Consider the following 26,405-nt stretch of genomic DNA (forward strand, 5'->3'; position numbering starts at 1 on the left):
ATGGCGTTCCTCAGCACCGACGCCCGCGCGGTCTCACAAGGACTGCACGGACGCGGCGGAACTGGAATCACCTCGACGTCCTGGCACAACATGCCGGACGCAACGGTCGACTTCCTGTCCATCGACGACATCCGCGGAGACATCGAGATCCGCTGGTACGTCGACACTTTCGAAGGAGTGCTGGCCGATCTCACGATCAGCGAAGCCCGAACCCTGCGGGACAAGTTGAACGCGGCCATCACCGAGTTCGAAGGCCCCATGATCAGCGTCACTGACAACGAAGTCGACGACGCGGCGACCGTCATCGTGGACGGCACCGTGCTGACGCTGGCGAACACCCCGTTCTCATTCTGCGGGGTGTGCGACGGCCGAATCGGGCTGATGGACAACGGGAGCTATCGGTGGTGGACGCACGAACCGTTCTCCATCAACGATCACGAGCCCGTCCCGAGCCCGTCCTCGCGGTGCGAGGTCTGCGGTGATCGCATCAGCTGGATCGATGACGCCGAAGTGCCCCACTGGGGGCACACGACCGAGTTCGCAACGCACGCCGCAGTGCCGCGTTGGACTGGGGCGGTGGCGTGATGCGCAATCGATTCGGACACCACATCAGCGGTGCGGCAACCGACAACGTGCACATCGTGACCCAGGTCGGTGGCTCGTTCGAGGTGTACTACGGCCAGATCGTCGACACTGTCGTCGTCGAACTGCGCACGGAGTACGGAGCCGGTTCGGTGCCGATCCCGCTCAGCGTCGAGAACGCGATCACCCTGCGTGATCTCATCGACGCTGCGGTCACCGACGCCAAAGCCCTTCACCCGCACCACACCTTCTCGGATCCGAAGGAGGTGCAGCGATGACCCGCAACGTCGCCGCCGCGCGCGCCGATCGGTACGGGCGGCTGCTGGTGAAGATGGATCCGGGCAACACATTCGGGTTCACCTTCCTCTACACCGTGTCCGGGCAAGTGCGGTCGGTATCGGCCGAGCTGTCCGGACAGGTCGCGGTGGAACTGCTGGTCTCGATCAACGAAGCGCTCCAGCGCGCGGTCCCGCTCGACGACGACGCACCGGTCGTCGCCAACGCCAAGGCCCACGCGATCTGGGTCGCCGAACTGATCAAGGAACGCGACGAGCTGAAGGACGAATGCAAGGACCTGCTCGATCAGGTGCAGTGCCTGCAATGGGATCTCAGCGCGCTCCAGGTCCAGCACAACCTTTGTCGGGAGCCAGTGGCCGGCGAGGGGGCGTGATGGACCCGAACACCGCCCTGACCCGAATCCGTGGACTGATCGGAGAGAACTACTCCCTTTCGGGACAGCTCGACTACGACCAGAACACGGCGGTCCGCATCCTGTTCGACCTCATCGACGCGGTTGAGGATCTGGACAGGTGGATGTCGCGAGGCAGTTCACTGCCCGAGGAATGGATGTCGCAAACGCGCATCGACCGGGTCGAACCGATGATGTGCTGCAGGGAACCCATGGCGGTCTTCCCAACGCGCATGACGGACGGCTCCGACACGGAGGTGGGCCGCGTCATTCTGGTGTGGCACTGCTCCGAGTGCAATCACTGGGAACCCTACGAGCCCTATCCGACTGAGCCGGACGCGACGGTACCGAACTGCTTGTGCGGCGCGGCCATGTTCGATGTTCCGGTGTCGCAATGGGATCCGTCTCGATTCCGGCTGGCATGGTGCTCCGACTGTGGTCTCTACGAGACCTGGGGCGCCGAGCCACTCCGCCGCCACGGCAATGACGCCGATGACGACCAACAGCAGGAGCCACGGTCATGACCGCGGCCTCGTGCTACCGGTGGTGCGGATGCCGGGACTGTTTCGACATCGCGGTCGGAACGGTAGACACGCTGACCTTGTGCGGACTCTGTGAAGAGGCAGGGTGCGAGATCCAGGACGGCGAGTGCCAGCGCGAAGATGCCTACACCAGCTGAGGTGTCCGAGCATGGCGAAACCGAAGAAACCGATGAGTCAGCGAACGCAGCTTCGGCTCGGGCGGGAGATCCAGGAACAGTACGACCGTGGGGTCAGCTGGGCATCGATCGCCGTGGACTTCGATCTATCGATGTACAGGGTGAAGATACTGGCCAAGACCTACCGGGACGACTGCGAGCGGAAGGCCCACAAGAACCAGCTGACACTGTTCAAATGATCACACCGGCAACATAACTGAATACACGAGCGGAGCCCAGTCCAATACAGGTGGACTGGGCTCCGCCCTGTTTCTATCAGGCCGAGCACCAACCCGATATCGGTACCACCAAAGAATCTGGCGCTATCCGCCGCCGGGTAGTGCTGCCAGGAGTTCGGGGCCGACCATAGGCATAGCGGCGATCGCCGTGCGTAGTGAAGTGACCGCCGCGCCGACCACGGTCTCGGGCGTGACACGAGGGTCGGCGGCGGTGACGGTCGGCGGATCCGATTGCGGCGCAGCCACGTCGATCAGGGGCGGCACGTTCACCGGTTTGGGTACGTCGACTCCGGCACCGAGAAGGCCGGCGGTAGCGCCGCCACCCACGGCACCAGCGGTAGCACCCACGGCGAGCGCCGGGACGGCGGTGACCACGATGGCGGCAAGACAGCCGATAGTGGCCCCGATCCCGGCTCCGGGCAGCGCCGCCGCGCCCGCGGTAGCAAGTCCCGCTAGGACGGCACCGGAGAGCGCGCCGACAGCCGCGCCCACCGTGCATCCGACGATCGCGGCGGGCACCGAGGCGATTTCCGCGACCGCGACGCCGCCTGTTACTGCGCCGGTCACGGTCGAAGCGGCGCGGCGGTCGGATTGGTCGCGGCTGAACCCGATGCTGTCGTACCCGGCGGCGATCTGCCATTCGGCGTAGTCGAGATATGCCTGCGCCTTGTCGCGGGACTTCGCATCGACCCAATCCGGCAGCGCCACCGTGGTTTCGCCGACCCGCAGGCTGCGTGGGTCAGTCGCCATCTCTTCCGGGGCGGGCAGTTCGGTGGTATCGGTAGCGTCGGATGTCGGCGGCGTGGATTCGAGTGGTGGGTTGATCTGCTGACGGGGCCGGGGACGCGCCGGTGGGGCCGGTGGATCCGGCACATAGTCCGACAGGCTTGGTAGTGGAGGTGCTGCAGGTGTGGTGCTCAATCCGGGCTGGCCGTCCCCCGGAACAGCAAGACCCGGCTGTCCAGGAGATCCTGCGGCAACAGATTGGGCGGCGACGGCCAGGACCGGCATGACGGCGAACACGGTGAATGTGGGTGTGGTGGTGGTCATTCCATTTCTCCTCGATGCGACCGGACTCCACCGAATCGTTCGAGAGCGGACCCGAACCATGCGGTGATCACGCTGCACCGGAGCCTACTCAGCACCCACCCCTCCACAACCACACTCACGAACATGGCACGCACCGTCACCTCTAGTTCCAGCTGCGGCTTTCGGTTCCAGTTCAACCAGCCCCCCACACGACTTCGAAGGCGTCCGCTCATGCCAACGAGCGAGTGAACTTCTTGTCCGCGAGCGCGGCATTAATCAGCGTCTGCTGGCCCGAATGAGGTCGCTGCTGGTCTTCGACACGGGTGATCCGCATGCCCCGGTTCGCGCGGACCGTGGCGTCATCGAGCTCCGTGCCCGAGTACGGCCTTGGTCAGGCCGGAAAGCGGTGGCAAGCGCTCGCTTTGGTCAGCCTCGCCGCACTCTGGGCGGAGGCTCACGGTCGTAACCGTGAAGGAAACCGCCTCCAACAGTCGAGGAAGGTCCGTGGAATTTGAGTGCCAAACCATCTACTCGGGACACCCCGGCGCTTGCGATTGACGGACAATGCACTGCCGACGGCAGGAGCACAAAGGGCGTGTAGACCGCGGGCGGCGGGAGGACTCGATCAGGATTGGCGCTCGGCAACTCGATCGCCGGCCCAGCGTCCGATAGGTGAAAGTAAACTCCGATCTCGGACTGCTCAGGTGCGAGTATCACCGATATGACGTTTTCGCCGACCAGTTTCGATGCTGCGCCGGTTTCCCGCACCGCATCGACCATGATCGACCGGATCCTCTCTGGCGACTCAGCTCCCTCTGCCTTGATTCGCTCGTGAGCTCGTTTGATGATGGGCTTTTGGACGTCTCCGGCAGCGTTCAGCGCGTAAGAATTCCATGATGGCCCCCGACCGGGGTCACCTACGCTGTCCCACCCCTCCTTGTTGAACTCAACCTGGAAGATGATGTGCCGCCAAGTCGGTTTGGTGAACTGCAGCCCGGAGCCGATCAGGATCAGTTTGTGTTTCTGGGCGGCCCGTGGTAGCCGCCTGAAGGCAGCATCTACGCTCTCGACGATCCGCCGGCCGATCTCTTCGAAGTGGATCCGTAGCGACTGGCCGAGCCCTCGCATCAGAATCCCGCCACACGAAAGGTCGGCCACACCGGACACAGCCTCAGCGATGAACTGATCAGTCGGGCGACCGTCGAGATACGCCACCCCCGTGTACCCCAGGACGAGCCAACAATCTGACCCGATGATAACGATCGTCTTGTTCGCCCTCGTATCGTGCTCGACGGTCAGGTCGGCATGTCCATACGTCACGAGTTGATCGCTCGCGTGAAACGCATGGTTCCGGGTCACAGCGGATACCAGAAGTGTCACTCAGGGAGAATACAAGGCCGATGGTCACTTCCATTGTGGCCGCAACCTCGCCCGGCCCAGGGACTTTGGCGGTGAGGCTGACGATCAACTGCTCGAACGGCCGTTCTCCGAGACGGTCGATATCGTAGTCGGGCATTCGTGTATGTCGCATACCGTGTGGATCGAACCGGCCGGCGTCTCCGCGATATTGCGCGGACACAAGCCCGCCCGCGATGCCACGATGTACCCAGACTCGGGACTGCCGACACGGCAAGGGGGCACACGGTGACCGACACGGCGCGGATGCAGGAAGCACTCGCCCAGCAGCTGCGGCTGCTACGCACGGCCTGCACGGGATTCGATGCTGGAGACGAGGAACAAGCCCTGACGATCGCTACCAAACTCCGTGTCCTGTTCCATCAGACGCGCACGAGCACCTCGCTGGTCACGCACCTCGGTACGGCCGCACCCACGACGATCCACGCCACGAAACAGCACTTCGGTGACTGGCGCGATCTCCTCGGGCTGACGATCGACATATCCTCGGCTACACCAATTCGGGTGTCGCCTCTGCGTGATCGGGCTGTCCTGGAGCCGGTTTCGATCGCCGAGTGGTGGTCCCGGCAGCCCCTGCTCGTCCACAACGCCACCAGCATCTTCCGTCAGCGAATCATCCTCGCGGTCGTGAACAAGGACGGTGGCGCACACGTCGATGAGGAGCTCGAAGAGTTCTATGAGGCCCTGCTGTCGGGGGTCCCACTCATCGGCATCACCGGCTCGCTCACCTACGACCGCCCAGCACCGTTTCCGCAGGGACAGACGATCTTTCCGGTCGACGCCCACTACAGCCTGCTGCGCCAGTTCGGGCACGAAGTCCTCGAATCGGCGACCCGGGACGGCTGGGTGTGATGACTCCCTCAGCCAGCCTGCGCAGCTATTCCTGCGCAAGCGGGGTGTGTCGAGCGCGAATCCTTCAGACCAGATATTGGTTTTGTCATGTCTCGCGTCGGTCAAATCGGAGCCGGTGACTTCTGCGCTTGCATTCGTCAGGAGAAACGTCCCGGCTGAGCAGTCGGCGCAATCGGCCTGACTCTCGCCCAAGAGCTGATACGGCGACTACGCAACGCACTCATCTGCCGCATGGTGCACGGTTGGAAACGGCCACGGACGACTATCAGTCGAGATCGTGACGGTCGGCTGTCGACGAAACGGTGTCTGGCTAGGTCCGACCGCCACTGCGGACACTCGACCGCCACAGCAGCATTTGTCGCGCTGAAGGGCGGGGTGGGGGCGCGTGGCTTGGACGGGCAGGCCCCGCCCTGCCCGGTATCACTGCCCGGCGCGGTGCCGCAGAGGCTCACGGCCAAGAACGAATTTCCCCATCACCCCACCACCGTGACTGGATCTGGCAAGCCAGCTGGAAATTCGTTCTTGGCTCGGGAGGGGCGGCACCGCATACAATCACGCGCCTCACCCAGCCTCACCCGGCAGAACAGAATCCGAACAGCCGACCCGACACCAGGCAGCGTCTCCGAGCCCGCGACACGCGGGACCGGACCATCGAGCAGCCACGGCATGACCCCCGATAACGGTCGGCACGCGATGGTGCCCTCAGCACACGAACACCGGATAAACGCCGAACACCCCGCGACGCGATCAACAAACGACGGTAGATCGTGTTCGACGTTGCGCAGGCGAGTCTCACCGTTTCCCGCCCTCTGATCAGCGGTAATCAGTCTCATGCTCAGAGGACAGCAAATACACCCATCAGTGCGTATTTGCTGTCCTCTGAGCATGAGACTGAAGGAAGGTTAGAGGGTTGGGAAGCAGAGAAACTCTGAGTAACAAGTGAATTCAGTATGAGAAGAGATAGGTAACGATGGGGGAATCGGTGCGGTCGAGTGCGGTGAACCGGTCGGTGGCAAAGGGTGCGCGAGCGATGGCCACGTAGGCGGTGGCGTCCGGCAGGGGGTCACTCGGAATGCGAACGTGGCGGGGTTCGTGGTCGGATCCGGTAGGCACCGCGGCTGTTTCGAGTCCGGCGCGAAGTGCGGTCGGGTGGGCCGCAACTGGTAGGTGGAATCCCTGGGCGCGCGCCGCAGTGTGATCGTGCCGCCCCCGCGGATGTGCGGAACCACGCCCGGCACAAGCGAATTCCGCTGTGGTTGTCAAGCGGGCCGCCTAGCCGCCCGGATAGCGGAATTCGCCCGTGCACGCATTGGCGCGTTCCCGCACATCTGCGGATCCTGCGGCACGAGGGACAGGCGTCGAGAGTCAGGCCGCCGGGCCTGCCCCCTCGAGGAGCGCGACGCGCGCCCAGGGATTCCACCACATTGACACGAACGTGTTAAACCCGATGGGCCGCCGCTTGACACGTACGTGTCAAGACCTCACCGAAGGACTCGGAGATCATGACCGACTCCGTCGCCGCCCTAGAAGGCACACGGGCCCAATCCGATCCCGCCACCCGGACGTCCCCGACGTCGTGCTGACCGTGGGCTCGGAATCCCTCGGCACCGACCTCACTCTTGCGCACTTCGCCCCAAACCGGTGGGTACACGGCGAATACGAACTCCACGATCTATTCGTGGCCGGCGAGGGGCTGCAGCGCGGCGCGGCCGACGCGCTCGGCACGCTGCTCAACGAAGCCGCTCACGGGATCGCGGATACTCGGGGCATCAACGGGCGCAATGACCGGCCTCGCCGACCCGCAAGGCCAATCCCGCGAAGCCCACGAGTGGTACCACGAGGCCGCCGATCGCGGCAACGTCGAGGCCATGGGCAGACTAGCAACCTGCTGCAGCAGATACGCCGAATCGACGACGCCGAATTGTGGTGGCACCACCGCACTCAGCTATGGGGCAGCGCAGAACCTGACGACCGGGTCCTACGCCTGACCGCCACCTGATCAAGTTCTCGGTCCCTATTGAATCCCGAAATACGAAGCGGCCCAACGTCGCGCGTCTCCAGAATCTGTCGGACACCTTCGCTAGGGTGTCACTTGATCGGGTTGCACGATGGCAGCCATGTAGTGAACCAAGGAGTTCAGCGTGAGTTCGACCACCGACATCGTCTTCGGGTGGGCTGCGGCGTCCGCGGCGGTTTGCGCGGATCGCAGCTGGAGCTGCACTTGTCGGTGAAGGTAACTGGGGGCGCAAGCAGCGCCGTCGCCGCATCGTCACACGCGGCGTGTGCACGGTTCCGCGGCACCGATCCCCTGATCACGGGCGTCACGCGACGCAAGCTCGCCGAACAGGTCGGCCACGCTAAAGGACCTCAGAGCACGATCCCGTTGCTGCGCTGGATGCGGGCGATGGCGTTCGAGCGACTCGTCCGCGACAGGCGTTTCGCGTCCGAAGTGGTCACCGTCTCCGTGGGCGCCCTTGGCTTGCAGAGGCCAAACGCTGTCGTCGTGGCCGACGCGCACGTCGACGTAGCCAAGACCGCTGCGATCCTGGAGAAGGCCCACTATGCGGCCGTCGCCTTTGGAAACGCCACATTGATCCATCAGTTGGCCGTCCCCTTCCTCGGCCTAGATGGCGCAAACGCCACAGACGCCAGACCCGACTTCGCCGTGGTCGCGCCAAAGGTTCCGACCAAGGGGGGCAAAGTCGATGGTTCTTGGCTCATCGTCGGCGACGCCAAGGACTACCAGCGGATTCGCTCCAAGATCGACGACGGCCGCCTCCTCAAAGGGTTCCTGCAGGTGGCTCTCGGCGCCGAGTCAGCAACAGCATGGACGAAGCTCCCTGTCGGAATGGACGTGCACTTGTTCGGCGTCCTCGCTGTGCCGCGCAACACGTCGCTGTCCCCAACTGCGGTTATCGAGAACCTGACGGATCATCGCGAGGAAGTCCGCATGCGTGTCCGAGAGCGCGCCGCAGAGGTAGCTGGCTTCCCAGCGGGTGTTGAAGGCAATCTGCCGACCCACCTGGCCCACCTTCAAGCGAACTACTCGCCGGACAGTTGCCCGAGCTGCGACATGTTCGCGTACTGCCGCGCCGAGCTACAGAAGTCGGCCGACCCGGCCGACCTGCTGATCGAACTCGGGGTCAAGCCTGAAGTCCGGGCACACGCTGTCGGACTGATCGACGGCATCACGCCCGTCGGCAAAGTCGCAAACTCGGTCCGCCGCCAAGTCGAAGCGACGCTCGCTGGCACCGGCATGCAGTCGGGTCAGCGACGCCTCGACCCGATCGGCCAACCCGGCACCGTCAACGTGGTGCTGGCCAAGTCGGACGGTGCTGCACTCGGCGTCTATGGCATCGCGGTCCAGCGTGTCACGAAGGTTGGAGTCGAAGCCTGGCACGTTGAGGTGTACGACGACCCAGACGGCGAGGACACCCGCAGGGCAATTCTGAAGATGCTCGGCCGTGAGCTCAACAAAGCCATCACGGAACAGTTCAAGGCAGATGCTGACAATCCAGTTCCCGTCCATCTGGTCGTTCCCGATTCCAAGACCGCCGATATTCTCGTCTCGATCGCAGACAGCGCGGCAGGCAAGGAGCTTTCCCGGCTGCGCTGGGAGCGCGACAAGCATCAGGGCCGTCCAGCGCTCACCTTCAACGGGGAACCCGCGGTCGTCCCTCCCCGGCTTCCGGAGAAGGATCGAGTAGCTGTCTCATTCCTGCTGGAGCAGGACCGAAACCGCACTATGACAGTTCGGTCGGCAATCGTCGACCTGCGTGCAGCACTCGCGTCGCTGGTCACGGCCGGCGGACCGGCTGTCAACTCGCTTCGTCTTGACTACCTCACGCCGTGGGCGGATCCGAGTGCCCCTAGGATCGATCATCGGGCGCTCGCTGAGTTAGTCGAGAAGTCAGAGCACGCGGTCGGCGCTCAACTGACACCGGTCCGTTCCAACGCGATTCACGAGTCGTTCACGGGCGACAGGCCCGGTTTGTCGCATCCTGCCGAACCGAGGCTCTACGACGAGCTGATCCGCGCCGAACTCGCCTACAAGACCAATGTATTCGACAAAGCGGTCTCGATCCTTCAGGCCGAGTTCGAGCTATCGAAAATGCAGCCCGCCGTGCGTGCCGTGGAGGCCGACGCTCAGCGCGTGTGGCGTCGACGACTAGACCTACACGCCTCCGACCTCGTCCGTTTCAGCCGCACCTCCCGCTGGTGGCGCAACGACGCTGTGCCGCTTCTCGAAGCGGACGACAAGTTCAACGCACAGATGACCCTGATGACGAACCCGCTCGCTGCGTACGACGCTGCCCAAGACGCGGGAATCAGACAACTCGCAGTTGCACGCGTCGTGGACGACTCGCCGCTGACGATCGAAGTTGACTCCCGTCGCATCGGTGACGCGTCGCGCATCGTCGCGCTCCACATGAACGGTGAAGCGCTCGTCGAGGCCGACTACGTGACCGTGCGGGCGCTGAAGGGCAGCTTCAAGATCTCCCACATGCCCATCGGCGAGCTCACGGCCACCGGCGCACAGCCTCGCCAATACACGTGGACCCCCCACCACGACCTTGGGTTCGCGGTCGGCGACGAGTTGATCGTCGCCGACTTCACGTGGTTCTCCACCAATAAAGGGGACGTATGGCTGAACGTGGAGAAGCCAAGCGTCGACTCGTCCTCAGCACCGAAGCAGACGTGCACGCCTGACTCGTACGCCGATGACCCGGCAAATCATCAGTGGTGCTGCAAACCCCATGAAGCGTCCGAGTCCGAATGGTCAGATGTCCTCGCTGATCGCCGTGCGCGCGGTGAGCTCAACCCACAAGTGTGGCCGCCCGTGGTCGACTCGGACGCGTTTGACGTCAATGCCGCCGACGAGAACCTGCCTGACCCGGCCGATCGCCCGGCCGAGCAGCCACCCGAGGACTTGACGACGGACGACGTGGAGTAACCCATGACCATTACGTTTACCCCACCGTCGCTCGTCGCCACTAACGCCTACCACCACTCGCGTGCCGCATCCCAGAATGAGACTGCGGCCAAGCTCGCCAAGGGGCAGCTCCTCGACGCTCTTGACGGCAGCTCCGACGTTCAACGCATCCTGCTCAAGGCAGCCGCCGGCGCTGGCAAGTCGTTCCTGCTGCGTGGACTAATCCGCGACTCCATCGCCCAGCCCCAGTGCTTACGCGCCGCCGTGACTGCGTTCCAGAACCGGCAGCTTTGGCCGCTCGCTAGCTCGCTTGGAAACGAGCTCGGCAAGGACACCGTGTACCTGTGGACGTCCAAGCGCGTGTTCAACGACGTGCCGGACTCGGTCAAGGCGTCAGCGACAGTCGTGGACTCCGTGAAAGCGATTCCACAAGACGTGCCCGTCGTGCTGACTACAACCCATATGCTCGGAATGACGCGTCAACACGTCCAGAGTCATTTCGGGCTGGCCTTCCACGGCGACTATCGCTTCGACGTCCTGTTCGTCGACGAGGCGTGGCAACTGCCGCATCACCTGTTCGACAAAATCATCTACACCGCGCCCATCCACGTCGGCGTCGGTGACGTCGGCCAGCTTCCGCCACTGGAAATCGCCGAAAACCCGTGGCGCGGCGATCCCGGCTTCAACCCCTACCGCGCCTGGCCGACCGCCTATGACGGCGACGACACGAAGACGTGGGCAACTGAACTGCCTGCCGTCTGGCGTCCGACTGGCGAACAGCTGGGCTTGTGGCGCGCGTTCTACCCCGAGTGGGAGTCGCTCAACTCCGTCGCTGCTCCCGGCGACCGTGCCATCGAACTCGGCAACCTGTCCGGCCCGGCGAAGGCCGTGTGGGAGTCCGTCGCCACCGGGGTGCCCACACTTCTTGAAGTCGACGGGCTGCCGGATGCCGAAGCTGCCGATGTGGACCTCCCACTCATCGAGTTCGTCGAGAAGCTGCTCGACGACCTGTTCACGGCTGGGTTCATCCTCTCCGAGCAGGTTTACAACGAAGAAGGAACACCGAGCGGCAAGACCAAGTTGGATCGCCCTGGCTCCAGCCCGGCCGACCCCCTCGTCGCCATTCTCGCCACCCGCAACCAAGCAGTTGACGACGCCGCCGATGCCGTCGCTCGTCTCAGCACCAAACACAACCTGGCTGAGTCCGACCTGATTGCCTCCACGGTCGACTCATGGCAGGGGCAGACGAACGGCATCACGATTGCCATCCACCCGCTCACCGGAGCGTCCGAGTTGGACGAGTTCAACTCGGCATTCGGCCGCCTCGCAGTCGCGTGCACGCGCGCCACTCACGGGTTGCTGTTGGTGTCGCGCCCCGGCCTCGACAAGCTGCTTCAGGAGGCTCCCGCCCGACCTGGAACCCCCTTCGGAGAACCGGGCAACCGCCATCTGCCCCGCCAGACCCACAAGCGCATCCTCGCCTCCTTTGCGCGGGGGACCGTCACAGTCTCACCGACCTCGTAAGGAAGAATCGCTACGTGTCACGTCTCAACGACCTCCTCCGGCAAGTCGCCAACACCGACCCCCAGTTGGCAAAGGACCTGCGGCGCGAAACCGACGCTCTCGCAGACCGCCGCGCGTTCGGACTGAACTTCGAGCGGCACGTCCCTGAGGCGGTCGAGCTACCGGGGCGACCCGTACGCAAGAACGACAAGGTGCGTATCCTGCCGGACCACGGCGAAAAGCCGAAGAAGGAGAATGAGCGTCTCTACCGGGTCACCAAAACTTTCACCGAAGGCGGCGAGCGGTGGGCTGACGTCGTGGTGGTGGACAACTCCGACAAGGTGCGCTCCGTGCCGCTCAACGATCTCGTCGTAGTCGCCGAGTTCCGCGATCCCATTTATCCGGGCCTTGTTTCCACAGGCAGGGTCGAGCGCGGGGGCGACAAGCCGTTTCACACGGTTATCAACTCCGAGAACTACCACGCGCTCCAAGCGCTCCTGTTCACTCACCGAGGCGAGGTCGACGCCATCTACATCGATCCCCCCTACAATACCGGCGCTAGGGACTGGAAATACAACAACGACTACGTTGAGTCAGACGACCACTACCGTCATTCGAAGTGGCTTGCGTTCATGGAGCGCCGCCTGCTCCTTGCGAAGGAGCTGCTGAATCCAGATGACTCGGTCCTCATCGTCTCGATCGATGAGAAGGAGTACCTGCGGCTGGGGTTACTGCTAGAGCAGGTGTTCCCTGAGGCGGATATCCAAATGGTGAGTGTCATCATTAATCGTGCCGGCACTCCCCGAGCGGGTCGGTTTTCCAGAGTCGACGAATACGTCTTCTATGTATTCATCGGCAGCGGAGGCGTTCTGCCATGGACGTCGACCATGCTGGGTGACGACGAGACTTCGTCTACTATGCCAACCGTATGGTTTACCGCGATTAGGCGAGGCAGCGGCTCAGCTAGGGAAGACAAGAAGGCCGGTAAGGCGAGCTTCTATCCAGTCGTCATCGACGCATCCACTGGTGCGTTTGTTCGGGTTGGCGACCCCCTTCCACATGGCATGGCTCGAGCCGATTTCGTGTTGGCCCCCGGTGAAACGGCAATATGGCCACTGGCCAGTGACGGTCGTGAAAATCGCTGGCGGTTCTCAGCGGATCAGATGCGTCGTCGCTTTTCAGAGGGTACTGTCCGCCTCGGACGCCGCGACCCTGCAACCGGCCAACGTCCGGTGACTTACCTTCAGCCCGGCACCCTCGACAATATCGAGAATGGCACGTTCATTGTCACAGGTAAGACGTCAGAGGGAGCTCTTGAACTTGCGCTTGGCGATACCGCAAAGCGAGTCGTGCCAAGGACAGTTTGGAGCAAGACGGGACATTTTGCCCGCGACCATGGATCACACATGATTTCGGCTTTACTCCCTGGCCGCGGATTTCCGTTCCCGAAGGCACTTTATGCGGTCGAAGATGCGCTGCGCTTCGTCGTTGCCGATAAGCCTGAAGCCGTGATTGTGGATTTCTTCGCTGGTTCCGGTACAACTGCCCACGCGGTTATGCGCCTCAACAAGCAGGACGGAGGGCGGCGCAGGTCGATCTCGGTCACGAATAACGAAGTTTCCGCCGACGAGCAAAAGAAGCTACGGCAAGAAGGGCTTCGTCCTGGAGATCCCGAGTGGGAGCAGTGGGGCATCTGCGATTACGTGACCAAGCCTCGCATTAATGCTGCTATCACGGGGAGCACGCCGGACGGCAATCCCATCAAGGGCGACTACAGGTTCACAGATGAGTTCCCGATGGCGGATGGGTTCGGGGAGAATGTGGAGTTCTTCACTCTCACCTATGAGTCCGCGATGCGCGTATCCAGTAATCGCGAATTCGCGAGGATAGCCCCCTTTTTGTGGCTGCGCGCTGGATCGCGCGGGCGGCGCATCGACGACATTTCGACCGGTTGGGACGTTGCTGATGCGTACGGGGTGATCGCAAACCTCGATCTGAGTGAACCGTTCATCAAAGCGGTTGAGGCCCAGGACGGTCTCACACTTGCGTTTATTGTGACCGACGAAGATCGCTTGTTCGAGGCGATGGTGCGGCAGCTGCCTGAGCATGTCGAACCGGTCCGCCTGTACGCGTCCTACCTGCGCAACTTTGAGATCGAGGCTGGGAGGGCCACACGATGAAGTTCACCCTGAAGCCGTACCAGCGCGCTGCGCTCGAAGACATGCTTGCGAAGCTCGACCGTGCAAAGACAATCAACGAGCGTGAGACAACGCCGACGTCAGTCTCGCTTTCCGCGACCACTGGCGCTGGCAAGACCGTCATCGCCTCCGCGGTCATCGAGTCACTGTTCTATGGCAACGACGACTTCGACTTCGAGGCGGACGACGGCGCCGTCGTCATCTGGTTCTCCGACGACCCAAACCTGAACGAGCAGACGCGGTTCCGAATCATGGAGGCGTCCGACAAGATTGTTTCGACAGACCTCGTCACCATCGAACCGCCGTTCTCGAAACCGATGCTTGAGTCGGGCAAGGTTTACTTCCTCAACACGCAGAAGCTCTCGAAGTCGTCGCTTCTCACGCGTGGTCACGAACTTGTTGCCGAGGACGAGGTGCTTGAGGGAATGCATCCTTCCGTCCAACCAGACCTGCAGGGATATACGATCTGGCAGACAATCGCCAACACGATCGACGACTCGGATCGTACGCTCTACCTGATCGTGGATGAGGCGCACCGCGGGTTCGGCACCAAGGCGACCCGGGACAAGTCGACGATCGTCCAGCGGCTCATCAACGGCCACGCCGGCAACCCGCCTGTACCGATCGTGTGGGGCATTTCGGCCACCATTGGCGACTTCAAAGAGGCAATGGACGACGCGCACGTTTCCGGCGACCGCCGCTATCTCCCCCCAGTCCAGGTCGACGGTTTCCAGGTGCAGGAGTCAGGGCTCGTCAAGGATGTCGTCAAAGTCGACATCCCGGCCGAAGCGCAGGCAATCGACATGGTTCTGGTGCGTCGAGCCGCAAAGAAGCTGAAGCACTCGTCCGAGCGGTGGCAGGCATACTGCGAGTCGCAGGGGTTGCCGGACGTTGTCAAGCCGCTTCTGGTGCTGCAGGCACCCAACACGCCAGACCACGACAAGCTTGGCGAGGCACTTGACGTCATCTTCGACGTTATGCCCGAGCTGGGGTCTGACTCCGTCCGGCATGTGCTTGGCCAGCACTCGATGCAGACGTTCGGAGCTCACCAGGTCGACTGGGTCGAGCCGCAAGTGGTCGAACATCGCACCGGCGTTCGGGTTCTTATCGCCAAGGATGCGATCTCCACCGGATGGGACTGCCCGCGCGCCGAGGTACTGGTGTCGTTCCGGCCCGCAAAGGATCACGACCATATCCAGCAGCTACTCGGCCGGATGGTCCGCACGCCGCTGGCGCGGCGAGTCCCGGGCGACGATGAGCTCAACTCGGTCGACTGCCTGCTGCCATTCTTTGACCGCAAGACAGCCGGTGACATCGTGAAGCTGCTGACTGCCCAGATCGACGGCGTGCCTGATCCGACACGCCGGAAGGTGATCCTCGAAGAGTGCGTCATGACGCCGAACAAGGAGATTCCGAGCATCGTCTGGGATGTGTGGGACAACCTACCGTCAATGACGATCCCCCAACGTGGCACGTCGCCCGTCAAACGCCTCGCGTCGCTCGCACTCGCACTGTCGACCGACGGCGTGCAGCAGAAAGCACTGGCTGACGCTGCCCAGCGAATTCACCGGGTGCTCGACGAGTCCACTGAGCTATACAAGACACGTGTGAAAGCGGCTACCGCCGAGGTGCTGGCGGTCCGCCTGCAGGAGATCTCGGCGAAGTTTGGTGGAAAGACCGTCGAATACGCCGACATCGTCGAGCAGGCTGACGAGCGAGCCATTCGTGCTGCTTTCGAGGACGCACGCAAGGCGTTCGGCTCCGATATCGCAGCGGCCTACGTCGATCACCTGACGATCGACGACGACAGCGACGACGCGTTGCGCGACGCGTTTGTGCGGTCCGCAGCGCTCGCATGTGTACCCGAGGTACGTGAAGCAGTCGACAAGGCGTCCGACCAAATGGCACAAGAGCTGTTTGAGGAGCATGCGGACGCGATCCAGGACTTGCCTGATGATCGCCAACAGGAGTACCGCGACATCAACGCGCTCGCTGCCACTCCCCAGATCGATCGGCTCGGTCGACCGCGCACCCGCATCGAGGACTATATCGAGGAGGACAACAACGGCCAGCTGAGCCGCGCCGAGCTCGTGATGTTGCACCTGATGTCGGACGAGAACGGCGAAGCGCCCATCACCAAGTTGAACGACTGGGAAGGCGAGATCGTCAAGCACGAGATCGCCCGTGTCGGTGCGCTCGCGTGGTACCGGAACCCGCCACGTCAGGCGGCCGACTCGCTCGGAATCGCTTATCGCGATGAGACGACTGGCAACTGGCGTTCGATGCATCCTGACTTCATCTTTTTTCACGATGTCGACGGTGAAACACAGGCGTCGATCGTCGACCCACACGGCCACCATTTGGACGACTCACTGGTCAAGCTTCAGGCGCTTGCCACATTCGCGGAGGAGCATGGAAACGCATTCCACCGGATAGAGGCCCTGAGCAAGGTCGGCGACGTAATGAAGATGCTGAACCTGAGGGACCAGGACGTTCGAGCCAGCATCATGACCGGTGGCCATTCGGTCGACTGGTTCTACAACTCCCAGTTTGCCGTCAACTACTACGCCGAAGGCTGACACACCACCCGCGCCCCCATATCGCAGACCCGCCTGTGATATGGGCGTTGCAGGAGACTCTCCGTGCACAACCGTGCAATTCATGGTAGGTCGCAGTCGCCTGTCCCCAATGAATGAGCCCACTTGGTATTAGAGTCCCTAAGATCGGAGAGATCCGGGGTTGTTGCCCGGATGCCCAGGTCGGTGGGGTGTAGCTGATTAGAGTCTGCCTCAGTCGTGGCTCGACAGGAGTGGCTGCCCCACCGTCTGGACGCTCCGGCCACTGATTGAGATCTGAAGCGGTTCGTCGCTGGTTAGGGACCTGATGGCGGGGTTGTCCGCGGGCGAGGTTCGTGTGGACGGAGTACGAGAGTGGCTGTGCGCCCTCGGATTTGGATCGGTATCGATGTCGGCAAGGCCGCCCATCATTCGTGTGTAGTCGACGAACAGGGCAAAGTGTGCTGGTCGAGCAGGATGAACAACGACCAGCGGGCAATCGAGTCGATCATCGACCGGGCCCGGGCCACCGGTGCCGAACGGGTGTGGGCCATCGACCTGATCAGCCCGCTGGCGGCGGTGCTGATCACGGTGCTGCTGGCTGCCGGTGAGCAGGTGGTGTATGTGCCTGGTCGGACGGTGGCGACCATGACCGGGGTGTTCCGTGGTGAAGGCAAGACCGACGCCAAGGATGCCCGGGTGATCGCCGACACCGCCCGCATGAAGACCGATCTGCAACCAGTTACCGCGCCGGACGAATTGATCGCCGAGCTGACCGGTCTGTCGGCCTATCGTGCCGATCTGATGGACGACTGGGTGGCCGGGGTGAACCGGCTGCGGGCGATGCTCGCATCGATCTTCCCGACCCTGGAGGCAGCCTTCGATTACTCGTCGCGGTCACCGCTGATTCTGGTGTCGGGACTGTGCACCGCAGCGGAGATTCGTGCGGCTGGAATCGATGGCATCGCAACGTTTCTCGCCGAGAACGGGGCATGGGCGAAGGGCGTCGACAAGATCGCTGCAGCTGCGGTGTCCGCAGCCGGCGCGCAGGATGTTGCTGTTCCCGCTGAGGCCGCAACGGCGGCTTTGATCAAGCGGTCCGCGGCCAAGCTTCTCGATCTCGATCGAGAGATCAAGGACCTCGACAAGCAGATCGCCGTCGTGTTCCGGCAGCATCCACATGCCTCGATCATCGAGTCGATGCCGGGCATGGGCCCGCATCTGGGCACCGAATTCCTGGTGGCTACCGGCGGTGACCTGACAGCGTTCTCGACGTCGGGTCGTCTGGCGTCCTACGCCGGTCTGGTTCCGGTGCCGCGTGATTCGGGCCGTGTCACCGGAAACCTGCATCGGCCCAAGCGGTTCAATCGGCGGCTGCGGCGGGTGTTCTATATGGCCGCTCTGTCGGCGATCCGGCGCGACGGACCGTCACGAACCTTCTACCAGCGCAAGAGGGATGAGCGACAGGTTCATACACAGGCTTTGCTGGCGCTGTCTCGGCGTTTGGTCGATGTGCTGTGGGCGCTCTTGCGTGACGGACGGCCCTTCACCGAGCAGCCTCCGGGGGCCGTCCCCGCGACCGCTTCGGCTTGACATCCTCATTGAGACTCCTGTCAGCCCTGATCAGGGCTGGTAGGGACACTGAGTGACATGGCAGGACGCAAGCGGCATCCCGCGGAAGAGATCGCGCGGAAGCTGTGCCGGGCCGATGAGCTGATCGCTGGGGAATCCCGTATTGTCTCGACCAGTCCTTCCTGAGATGCGGAAATCGATCGGTTGGTCCAGCAGTACCGCTGCTTCGCGACTATTGTTCCGAAGGGTCAGCCAAACCGCTGTATCGGTGCGTCAAATCGACGCAGTCTCATTGTCACGGTTGGGAATGGCAACCCGACTGGACGCCTGATCTTCAAGATCAGACAAGATGGGTCGATTCAACTAGGGATTTCACGGTTTCACTCCCCCAGGACCTGCATCTACGCAGGTCAGGACAGTGTTTCGAGGGCAGGAACTTCTAATCCCTAGGTCGCAGGTTCGATTCCTGCCGGGGGCGCACAAGGGTGACTGACCAGCGACAACGCTGGCAGTACCACCAATACCCGAGCTGGGCGGGGCTCAAACACCCCAGTGACTCGCATGGCGAGGACGAACGGCCGGTGCCTTTCGAGGGCACCGGCCGTTGTGCTGCGAGTCAGTAGACGCTGTCCTGTTGGTCGGGGATGACGGTTCCGTTGGCTTGGGTGAGGGGTTGGTGGTCGCCGGAGGCGGTGGTGAAACCTGTTGTGGCGCAAGGGTAGGGCTGGTCTTTGTGCTTCTTGGGGTTGATGAACATCGGGTTGATCAGCCATTTGCCGTCGGGGTTGGCGTAGGCGTGGCACATGAGTTCGGTCTTGTTGCGGTTTATGACCAGGTGGAGGGCGGTGGCGTCGGCGACGAAGACTATGTCGGTGTCGGAGTCGCCCGCTGCCAGGGCTGGGCGTTTGTCGGGTGGCTGTTGGTCGAAGGCGGCCGGGCCGGTGATGCCGAAGAGGCGTTCGTTGATTGCGCAGCGTTTGCCCTCCATGTAGGTGATGACCTGGTCGGGGGCGAGGCCGCCGCAGGATGCGAGATGGCCGGTGTAGGTGCCGTGGTCGGTCAGGGGGACGATGCCGATCACGTTGTCGGCGGGGACACCGAGTTCGGGTGACCAGACCTTGATCACCGGCTCGGCCGAGGCGGTGACGATGCGGACGTCGAATCCATTGGCCTGCAATGTTGCGACCAGGTCCTGTTGCTGCGGGTAGTAGCGGACCCAGCCGTCGACCTTGGTGGTGCCGATCACTTGTTCGGTGCCTTCCGGGGCGGTGAGGTTCTGGGTGCGGGCCTGGCCGGCGTAGTCGGTCAGTTCGGCGGGAGTGTGTCCGGCGAGTAGCTGGACCTGCCAGGCATAGGCGGGTTCGAGTCGGCGGTGGTCATAGCCGTCGAAGGCGGAGGCTCCGGACTTGGTTTTGCCGTTGTCGCCGATGGCGAGGATCTCGTCGGCGCAGGCGGTGTTGGTGGAGGTGGGCAGGAGGGTTCCCGGTGCGGCGGTGCCGCAGGCGGAGTGCAGGGCGGCGCTCGCGGCCGGGGTCAGGTACGGGCTGGTGGCCGACCAGTCGACGGGTTGCAGGATCTTGTCGTGGGCGAGCAGCCAATAGAAGGTGGCCTCGCCGGCGTCGTTCTTGACCAGGGTGTTGTCCCAGTCGAACAAGGCCAGGGGCTTCGCGTCGGTGTTCTTGCCACAGGTTCCGGTGGCGGCGATGAAGGTCGACAGGGTGTCCTTGTTGGTGCCGTACCACGCCTGGGAGGCGTCCAAGGTTCGGCACGGGGACGCGACAGCGACGTCGGAGCCGGAGCCGCAGGCGGTCAGCGACAGCAGTGCGCCGACTGCCCCGAGTGCGGCCACCAGTGATCGTGTCTTCATAGATGCGCTTTCCGTAATCGGCTGGGCTTCTTCAGCGTTCGTGGGATTCTTCGAGCACGGTCCGGCCGAGCAGGGCGTAGCGGGCGGGATCGCGCAGCTTGAGATAGAGGGCGTAGCCGATGCCGGCGGCGCCGACCAGTCCGACCAGCCACGGCGTGGCCCGCAACACCAGGGATCCGGATTCCGCACCGGCCGCGGTGCTCATGTTGACCACCAGCAGTGCCACCACGCCCAGCATCGCCAGCCCACCGGTCAGCGGCGCGACGAGGGTTTTGAACCAGTTCCTGGTCTCGGGGTGGTTGTTGCGGAAGTACGCCAGGACTGCGAAGGAGCACAGCGATTGCACGACCAGGATCGCCATCGTGCCGAGGATCGCCAGCAGCGTGTAGGTGCCGGTGTAGGGGTCCTTGCCCGCGATGCCGAAACCGGCGATCAGCAGTCCGGCGATGATCGTCTGCACCAGGCCGGCGATGTGCGGCGATCCGTGCCGCGGGTGGGTGCGGCCGAGTGTGCGCTGCAGCGCGGGCAGGACGCCTTCGCGGCCGAGCGCGTACAGGTAGCGGGCGGCGCAGTTGTGGAAGGCCATGCCGCAGGCCAGCGAACCGGTCATCATCAGCCATTGCATGGCGGTGACCGCCCAGTGGCCTACGTAGGTGGTGGTCGGGTTGAAGAAAACAGCCATCGGGTTGTCCGAGCCGGCCAGCGCCACCGATTCGTCGATACCGTTGCCGGACATGGCCATCCACGAGACCAGCACATAGAACACGCCGACGCCGAGGACGGCGATCATGGTGGCCTTGGGGATGATCTTCTTGGGGTTCTTGGACTCCTCGCCGTACATGGCGGTCGATTCGAACCCGACCCAGGACCAGAACGCGAAGAACAGACCCAGCCCCGCCGAGGGCCCCGTGAACGCGTTGACCGGGTTGAGCGGCGCCAGCGAGAAGCCGTGCGGCCCGCCACCGTGGATCGCGACCGAGACCGCCATCACCGCGAGCACGATGATCTCGGTGAAAAGCAGGATCACCAGCAGCTTTTCGGCAACCGCGACGCCGAACCAGGTGCCGACCGCGTTGATCGCCAGCATCGCGATCGCGAACACCCACCAGGGAATGTGCGTATCGAATTGCGCGAGCACGGTATTGGTGCCGAAGCTGGCGAAGATCCCGATCAGCGACGGCTCGAACACCATGTAGGCGAAGGCCGCCAGCAAGCCCGAGGCCAGGCCGATGGTGCGGCCGAGGCCGTAGGAGATGAAGCCGTAGAACGCGCCGGTGGCGGTGATGTGCTTGCTCATCGTGGTGAAGCCCACCGAGAACACGGCCAGCACGACCATGGCGATCAGGAAGGCCGCGGGTGTCCCCTTGCCGGTGCCGGCGGAGATCATGAACGGCACGTTGCCGGTCATGGCGGTGATCGGCGCGGCGGTGGCGATGGCCATGAACACCACGCCGAGCAGTCCGATGGCATTGGGCTTGAGCCGGTGGACGACCGTATCCGACGTGGGCGGCGCGCCGTCCACGGTCGCACGGGTTATCTGCTGCGTCATCGAAATACTCTCTCTGCTAAACAATTTCACTGTCGGACGGAATGCCGAGCGGCCGACTCGGGAGCGGGATGGAAGAGGCTCGGGGTTTGATCGAGACGCCGGAGCGGCCGGCGCGGAACATCTGGTCGACCAGGTCGCGGGCCACAGCGGCGGCATCGGTGTAGCTCAGGCCGTGCGGCGGCCGGATATTGGAGATGCAGTTGCGCTCGGAGTCGGCGCGGCCGGGCCGCGGCGCGAAGGTCAGATAGATGCCCAAGCTGTCGGTGACCGACAGCCCGGGCCGCTCGCCGATCACCACCAATACCGCTCGCGCACCGAGGTTTCGGCCGATGTGGTCGCCGAGCGCCACCCGAGCCTGGGTGGCGATCACCGGCGGCGCCAGGGAATAGTCCGGTGCGAACGCCTCGGCCAGCGCGGCACACAGCCCCGCGGCATGCGCGGCGACCGCGGTGGCCGACAGCCCGTCACACACCACCAGCGCCAGATCGGCTCCGGAGGAGGAGAATTCGAGCGGTCCGGACGGAATCCGCCCCAGATCGGGGCGGCGCAGGTACTCGTCGCGGTCGCCCGCGGCACTGGTCACGTGAACGGGGGCGCCCAGTTCCAGCTCGCTGAGGGCGGTGTGCACGGCAGCCACCTCCAGTGGCGTCCGCACCGCGTCCCGGGCGAGCGCGTGGGATGCGCCGAGCGCCAGCACTTCCGGCGTGGCGAGGGTATCGCCGGCCCGGCGCAGCCCGATCCGGGCGAGGGTGTGCGTCCGCATCCGATCCCAGGGATCGAGACCGTCGACGGTCTCGTCGTCCTGGGTGCCGGGTTGCGCGGATCGCGTCGCGTCGATGGGCCGGTGGGTCATCGGTTCGCCGCCAGCGCGCGCAAGGGAGATCCGGCCGGTCCGGCGGGCAGCACGCGACCACGGTCGTCGGCCATGTCCATCCGTTGCAGCCACGCCTCGAATTCGGGTGCGGGCCGCAGCCCGCAGACGCGGCGCAGGTACAGCGCGTCATGGAAGGACAGGCTCTGATACCCGAGCATGGTGTCGTCGGAGCCCGGGACGGTGATCATGAACGCGGTCCCGGCCACCGCCAGCGCGGTCGCGAGCAGGTCCATGTCGTCGCCGTCGGCCTCGGCGTGGTTGGTGTAGCAGACGTCGACCCCCATCGGCAGGCCGAGCAGTTTGCCGCAGAAGTTGTCCTCCAGTCCCGCACGGGTGATCTGATTGCCGTTGTACAGGTATTCCGGGCCGATGAATCCGACGACGGTGTTGACCAGCAGCGGATCGAAAGCCCGGGCCACGCCGTATGCCCGGGCCTCCAGGGTCTGCTGATCGACCGCCTGCCCGCCCACGCCCCGGTGCGCGTCCGCCGACAACGCCGAGCCCTGGCCGGTCTCGAAGTACATGACGTTGCGCCCGACCGTTCCGCGCCCCAATTCGCCTGCCGCCGCCGCGGTTTCCGCCAGCAGGTCCAGGGTGATCCCGAAGCCGGTGTTGGCCGCCTGGGTACCGGCGATGGACTGGAACACCAGATCGACCGGCACCCTTTGCTCGATCAGCTCCAGCGTCGTCGTCGCGTGGGTGAGCACACAGGACTGCATCGGAATATCGAAGCGCAGCCGGACGTCGTCGAGCAGGTGCAGCAGCCGGGCGATCGCGACCGGATCGTCGGAGGCGGGGTTGATGCCGACCACCGCGTCGCCGCAACCGAGCAGCAGGCCGTCGAGTATGCCCGCCGCGATACCGCGCGGATCGTCGGTGGGATGGTTCGGCTGCAGCCGGGTCGCCAACCGGCCCGTCGCGCCGATGGTGGTGCGGAATGCCGCCTGCGGCGACAGCACCCGGGCGACCGTGATCAGGTCCTGGTTGCGCATGAGCTTCGACACCGCCGCCGCCATTTCCGGAGTGAGGCCGCGCGCGAGGGCCGGGATCGTGAACTCGGCTGTCCCCGAAGCCACTTCGGTGAGCAGCCAGTCCCGGAACTCGCCGACGGTCATCCGGGCGATGGGAGCGAAGGCGGCTCGATCGTGGGTGTCGATGATGAGCCGGGTGACGTCGTCGGTTTCATAGGGCACCACCGGTTCGTTCAGGAACACTGCCAGCGGAATATCGGCGAGCACCCATTTCGCGGCGGCGCGCTCGGCATCCGATTCCGCCGTGCACCCGGCCAATTCGTCTCCGGACCGGGCCGGGCCGGCCTTCGCCAGCACGTCGATCAGGCTCCCGAAAACGTATGTCCGTCCACCGATCTGCTGACGGTAAGTCATTGCGGGAAACGTCCTCTCACGCCCGGCTCGGAAGCCGCTGAATTCCAATGGCGGCAGACGCTAATCGGGTTCTGTTACGGCAGCGCCGTTCCCGGATAACCGGCAATGAGAATTCCGGCGGAGAATTTTCTCACGCGCGGAAATAAGGAAGTAACTGAACGTAACAGCCTCGCTACAACCACCTGGCTACTCTGAGGCTCTTTCGCGGACGAGACCCCGTCCGCGGCCGCAGGAGAAAGGCTGTTTCCGTTTGACCGTACCCACGCCGACGCCACCGCTGGTGGTCGAACGGTCGTCGATCAGCGGACTCCGGCGGCGGCGGCTCGCCTTCGCGCCCGTGTTCGCGCAATCGGTGGCGGCCATCGCGCCCGCCGGAACGGCCGCGGTCACGCCGCCGTTCGTGATCGCCGCGTTCGGCGGTGGACCGAGCGTGCTGGCCTTTCTCGGCGCGGCGGTGCTGACCTGGTGTGTGGCCCTGGTCGTGCGGCCGATGGCACAGCGGATGGCGGTCACCGGCGGGCTGTACACCTACGCGGCCAAGAGTTTGGGGCCGACCTGCGCGATCCCGGTCGGCTGGTCCGCGATCGTCGGGTACGCCGCGGTGAGTGTGGCGGGATTGGTGGCGGTCGGCACCTATCTCGGCCGGGTCGCGATGCTCGCCGGGATCGATGTCCCGGTCACGGTGACGATGCTGCTGTCGGTCGCCGCGGCGGTTGCCGCGATGGTGCTGATGACCCGCGGCATCCGGCCGTCGGCGGTCGCCACCTTGCTCATCGAATGCGTTTCGGTGGTGGCGATTCTGACGGCCCTGGGCTATCTGCTCGTCGCCGAGTGGCACGGCATCGATCCGGTCCAGGCCATGTCCTGGCACGGCGACACCGGGGACCTCGCCATGAGCGCGGTGGTGGCGATCAGCGCGTTCGTCGGCTTCGAGAGCGCGACCACGCTGTCCGCCGAGTCATTCCGCCCGTTCCGCTCGGTGCCGAGAACCGTGCTGTGGACACCGCTGGCGGCGGGCGTCATCTACCTGCTCGCCGTCGGCGCCGAGGCGGTGGCGCTGTCGGCGGATCCCGCGGCGGGCAGCGGCACCCCATTGTCCGATCTACTCCTGCACCATGATTCGCGGCTGCTCGCGGTCGCCCTGGATCTCGGCGTCGCCGCCTCGTTCTTCGCCTGCACCGTGGCCTCGATCAATGCCCTGGTGCGCGTGCTGTTCACGATGGGCCGGGAGGGCATCGCACCCCGTGCGGCCGGGCGCGCGCATCCGCGTTTCCACACCCCGGCCGCGGCCATCGCCGCGTCCATGACCGTGGTGACCGGGTGCGCGATCGCGGTGCTGTGGGCGGGCGCGGCGCCGCAGGATGCCATCCGTTCGTTCCTCACCCTCAGCGCCTTCGGTTACCTCGGCTCGTATCTCCTGGCCTGCCTGGCCGGTCCGATACTGCTGCGGCGCATCGGGGAACCGAGCCGGGCGCTGACGATTCTCGGTGGCACCGCCGCGACGATGATCGGGCTGTTGATGGTCACGGCCGCGTTCTCGGGGCAGCCGGGCAATGTCGCGGTGGTGGCGGTGTACGTCGCGGTCATGGTGGCGGGCATCGCGTTCGCTGTCGCGCTGCGCCGATTCGCGCCGGACCGGCTGCGTGGTGTCGGGATATTCGATGAACCGCAGCGCGACGACCTGTTGCTGACCTCATTGTTCCGGTAGCCCATGAGCACACGCGGCACTTCGGTCACCAATACGCTCGCGATCATCGAGATCGTGGCGGAATGCGGTGTGGGAATCACCGCCAAGGAAATCGCGCAACGCCTCGGACTCCCGCCCGCGACAGCGTATCGGCTGCTCAATTCTCTGGTCGCCGACGAATATCTGATCCGGACGGCCGATCTGCGCGGCTTCGGCCTCGGTGCGCGGCTGCGCGGGCTGGCGACCGCTTTGAACACGCCGACCGTGTCCCGGGAGGCTCGCCGATGCCTCGCCGAATTCCGCGCATCCACCCGGTTCGCGGTGCACTTGATCGGCTTCGGCGCGAGCACCGTTCAGGTGATCAATCAGGACCCGGACCATCCGGTCCCGGCCGAACGCGAGCTGACCAGATGCCTACACGCCTCCGCCGCGGGAAAACTGCTGCTGTCCACCCGAAGCGATTGGCCCGCACTGGTTCCGGCGCCGCTGCGTCTGACCCTCGGCACCCGGGTCACCCACCCGGCCCTCGCCGCGGACATCGCCGCCATCCGATCCACCGGTCACGCTCGGGCGGTCGACGAACTGTTGCCGGGCCTGACCTGCTTCGCCTACCCGATCCACAATGAAGCCGGCATTCCCGAGGCCGCCCTCTGCCTGGCGGGTTCCACTACCGGTCTGGCCGCCATGACCACCTTCGGCGAATCCGCGCACAAGTGTGCCGCCCAACTGGAATCGCTCTTGTTCTGACGCCCGTTGTGCAGGCCGTCTAGGACGGAAAG

Annotated in this window: 20 protein-coding genes; 14 read left to right on the forward strand and 6 right to left on the reverse strand. The window is 64.3% G+C overall.

All coding sequences use genetic code 11. The features are described 5' to 3' along the window. From ACFV4K_RS00350 to ACFV4K_RS00370, 5 genes are all read left to right on the forward strand, one after another. Positions 1 to 585, forward strand: a complete 585-nt coding sequence (locus ACFV4K_RS00350) for a hypothetical protein (protein ID WP_379270828.1) — start codon at positions 1 to 3, stop codon at positions 583 to 585. Next, positions 585 to 860, forward strand: coding sequence for a hypothetical protein (locus ACFV4K_RS00355; RefSeq protein WP_379270829.1), 276 nt, complete (start codon positions 585 to 587; stop codon positions 858 to 860). Before ACFV4K_RS00350 ends, ACFV4K_RS00355 begins: the two co-directional genes overlap by 1 nt. Continuing rightward, complete coding sequence (locus tag ACFV4K_RS00360; protein ID WP_379270831.1) at positions 857 to 1,252, forward strand: hypothetical protein; 396 nt, start codon at positions 857 to 859, stop codon at positions 1,250 to 1,252. The genes ACFV4K_RS00355 and ACFV4K_RS00360 overlap by 4 nt, the downstream gene beginning before the upstream one ends. Continuing rightward, positions 1,252 to 1,794 carry a hypothetical protein gene (locus ACFV4K_RS00365; RefSeq protein WP_379270833.1) on the forward strand — a complete coding sequence of 181 codons (543 nt, stop codon included), beginning with the start codon at positions 1,252 to 1,254 and terminating at the stop codon, positions 1,792 to 1,794. The genes ACFV4K_RS00360 and ACFV4K_RS00365 overlap by 1 nt, the downstream gene beginning before the upstream one ends. Before the next feature lie 166 nt (positions 1,795 to 1,960). Beyond that, entirely contained in the window at positions 1,961 to 2,167 is a 207-nt protein-coding gene (locus ACFV4K_RS00370) for a hypothetical protein (protein WP_379270835.1), read from the forward strand. Between the two features lie 123 nt (positions 2,168 to 2,290). Here ACFV4K_RS00370 and ACFV4K_RS00375 read toward each other — a convergent pair whose 3' ends face one another. Together ACFV4K_RS00375 and ACFV4K_RS00380 are read right to left on the reverse strand one after the other, a co-directional pair. Continuing rightward, positions 2,291 to 3,256 carry a hypothetical protein gene (locus ACFV4K_RS00375; RefSeq protein WP_379270836.1) on the reverse strand — a complete coding sequence of 322 codons (966 nt, stop codon included), beginning with the start codon at positions 3,254 to 3,256 and terminating at the stop codon, positions 2,291 to 2,293. A 405-nt stretch (positions 3,257 to 3,661) separates the two neighbouring features. Beyond that, complete coding sequence (locus ACFV4K_RS00380) at positions 3,662 to 4,615, reverse strand: hypothetical protein (protein WP_379270838.1); 954 nt, start codon at positions 4,613 to 4,615, stop codon at positions 3,662 to 3,664. A 264-nt stretch (positions 4,616 to 4,879) separates the two neighbouring features. Here ACFV4K_RS00380 and ACFV4K_RS00385 point away from each other — a divergent pair, with 264 nt between their 5' ends. The 7 genes from ACFV4K_RS00385 to ACFV4K_RS00415 all read left to right on the forward strand — a co-directional run bounded on the left by ACFV4K_RS00385 (position 4,880) and on the right by ACFV4K_RS00415 (position 18,285). Continuing rightward, positions 4,880 to 5,503, forward strand: a complete 624-nt coding sequence (locus tag ACFV4K_RS00385) for a hypothetical protein (RefSeq protein WP_379270840.1) — start codon at positions 4,880 to 4,882, stop codon at positions 5,501 to 5,503. 1,781 nt (positions 5,504 to 7,284) lie between these two features. Further along, the gene (locus ACFV4K_RS00390; RefSeq protein ID WP_379270841.1) at positions 7,285 to 7,491 is read left to right on the forward strand and encodes a hypothetical protein; all 207 of its coding nucleotides are present in this window, start codon (positions 7,285 to 7,287) and stop codon (positions 7,489 to 7,491) included. Between the two features lie 104 nt (positions 7,492 to 7,595). After that, positions 7,596 to 10,457 (forward strand): hypothetical protein, encoded by a 2,862-nt coding sequence (locus ACFV4K_RS00395; RefSeq protein ID WP_379270843.1) that lies wholly within the window; start codon positions 7,596 to 7,598, stop codon positions 10,455 to 10,457. Between the two features lie 3 nt (positions 10,458 to 10,460). Beyond that, on the forward strand, positions 10,461 to 11,960 hold the full coding sequence (locus ACFV4K_RS00400) for a hypothetical protein (protein ID WP_379270845.1): 1,500 nt from the start codon (positions 10,461 to 10,463) through the stop codon (positions 11,958 to 11,960). Positions 11,961 to 11,974: 14 nt separating this feature from the next. Beyond that, a complete protein-coding gene (locus ACFV4K_RS00405) occupies positions 11,975 to 14,119 on the forward strand; it encodes a site-specific DNA-methyltransferase (RefSeq protein ID WP_379270847.1) in 2,145 nt (714 codons plus the stop codon). Continuing rightward, on the forward strand, positions 14,116 to 16,716 hold the full coding sequence (locus ACFV4K_RS00410; RefSeq protein ID WP_379270849.1) for a DEAD/DEAH box helicase: 2,601 nt from the start codon (positions 14,116 to 14,118) through the stop codon (positions 16,714 to 16,716). Before ACFV4K_RS00405 ends, ACFV4K_RS00410 begins: the two co-directional genes overlap by 4 nt. A 351-nt stretch (positions 16,717 to 17,067) precedes the next feature. Next, entirely contained in the window at positions 17,068 to 18,285 is a 1,218-nt protein-coding gene (locus ACFV4K_RS00415; RefSeq protein WP_379270851.1) for an IS110 family transposase, read from the forward strand. Positions 18,286 to 18,880: 595 nt separating this feature from the next. On the opposite strand, the gene ACFV4K_RS00420 is transcribed toward ACFV4K_RS00415, so the two are convergent. The 4 genes from ACFV4K_RS00420 to ACFV4K_RS00435 are packed head-to-tail and all read right to left on the reverse strand — an operon-like array spanning position 18,881 to position 23,939. Then, positions 18,881 to 20,113 carry an HAD family hydrolase gene (locus ACFV4K_RS00420; protein ID WP_379270899.1) on the reverse strand — a complete coding sequence of 411 codons (1,233 nt, stop codon included), beginning with the start codon at positions 20,111 to 20,113 and terminating at the stop codon, positions 18,881 to 18,883. Between the two features lie 49 nt (positions 20,114 to 20,162). Continuing rightward, entirely contained in the window at positions 20,163 to 21,680 is a 1,518-nt protein-coding gene (locus ACFV4K_RS00425) for an APC family permease (protein ID WP_379270852.1), read from the reverse strand. Positions 21,681 to 21,696: 16 nt separating this feature from the next. After that, a complete protein-coding gene (gene eutC / locus ACFV4K_RS00430; protein WP_379270853.1) occupies positions 21,697 to 22,533 on the reverse strand; it encodes an ethanolamine ammonia-lyase subunit EutC in 837 nt (278 codons plus the stop codon). After that, positions 22,530 to 23,939 carry an ethanolamine ammonia-lyase subunit EutB gene (locus ACFV4K_RS00435; RefSeq protein ID WP_379270855.1) on the reverse strand — a complete coding sequence of 470 codons (1,410 nt, stop codon included), beginning with the start codon at positions 23,937 to 23,939 and terminating at the stop codon, positions 22,530 to 22,532. The genes eutC and ACFV4K_RS00435 overlap by 4 nt, the downstream gene beginning before the upstream one ends. A 250-nt stretch (positions 23,940 to 24,189) precedes the next feature. Here ACFV4K_RS00435 and ACFV4K_RS00440 point away from each other — a divergent pair, with 250 nt between their 5' ends. Next, positions 24,190 to 25,647, forward strand: coding sequence for an APC family permease (locus ACFV4K_RS00440; protein WP_379270856.1), 1,458 nt, complete (start codon positions 24,190 to 24,192; stop codon positions 25,645 to 25,647). Positions 25,648 to 25,650: 3 nt separating this feature from the next. Next, positions 25,651 to 26,373 carry an IclR family transcriptional regulator gene (locus ACFV4K_RS00445; protein ID WP_379270858.1) on the forward strand — a complete coding sequence of 241 codons (723 nt, stop codon included), beginning with the start codon at positions 25,651 to 25,653 and terminating at the stop codon, positions 26,371 to 26,373. Positions 26,374 to 26,405 lie beyond the last annotated feature (32 nt).

Origin of the sequence: Nocardia sp. NPDC059764 (genome assembly GCF_042732555.1) — a bacterium.
In the GTDB taxonomy this organism is placed as follows: Bacteria; Actinomycetota; Actinomycetes; order Mycobacteriales; family Mycobacteriaceae; genus Nocardia.

Excerpts from the sequence above, each read along its gene's own strand:
- ACFV4K_RS00400 (WP_379270845.1), top strand. The coding sequence starts at position 10,461 with ATGACCATTACGTTTACCCCACCGTCGCTCGTCGCCACTAACGCCTAC.
- ACFV4K_RS00360 (WP_379270831.1), top strand. The coding sequence starts at position 857 with ATGACCCGCAACGTCGCCGCCGCGCGCGCCGATCGGTACGGGCGGCTG.
- ACFV4K_RS00390 (WP_379270841.1), top strand. The coding sequence starts at position 7,285 with ATGACCGGCCTCGCCGACCCGCAAGGCCAATCCCGCGAAGCCCACGAG.
- ACFV4K_RS00445 (WP_379270858.1), top strand. The coding sequence starts at position 25,651 with ATGAGCACACGCGGCACTTCGGTCACCAATACGCTCGCGATCATCGAG.
- ACFV4K_RS00410 (WP_379270849.1), top strand. The coding sequence starts at position 14,116 with ATGAAGTTCACCCTGAAGCCGTACCAGCGCGCTGCGCTCGAAGACATG.
- ACFV4K_RS00350 (WP_379270828.1), top strand. The coding sequence starts at position 1 with ATGGCGTTCCTCAGCACCGACGCCCGCGCGGTCTCACAAGGACTGCAC.
- ACFV4K_RS00375 (WP_379270836.1), bottom strand. The coding sequence starts at position 3,256 with ATGACCACCACCACACCCACATTCACCGTGTTCGCCGTCATGCCGGTC.
- ACFV4K_RS00355 (WP_379270829.1), top strand. The coding sequence starts at position 585 with ATGCGCAATCGATTCGGACACCACATCAGCGGTGCGGCAACCGACAAC.
- ACFV4K_RS00365 (WP_379270833.1), top strand. The coding sequence starts at position 1,252 with ATGGACCCGAACACCGCCCTGACCCGAATCCGTGGACTGATCGGAGAG.
- ACFV4K_RS00425 (WP_379270852.1), bottom strand. The coding sequence starts at position 21,680 with ATGACGCAGCAGATAACCCGTGCGACCGTGGACGGCGCGCCGCCCACG.
- eutC (WP_379270853.1), bottom strand. The coding sequence starts at position 22,533 with ATGACCCACCGGCCCATCGACGCGACGCGATCCGCGCAACCCGGCACC.
- ACFV4K_RS00370 (WP_379270835.1), top strand. The coding sequence starts at position 1,961 with ATGGCGAAACCGAAGAAACCGATGAGTCAGCGAACGCAGCTTCGGCTC.
- ACFV4K_RS00435 (WP_379270855.1), bottom strand. The coding sequence starts at position 23,939 with ATGACTTACCGTCAGCAGATCGGTGGACGGACATACGTTTTCGGGAGC.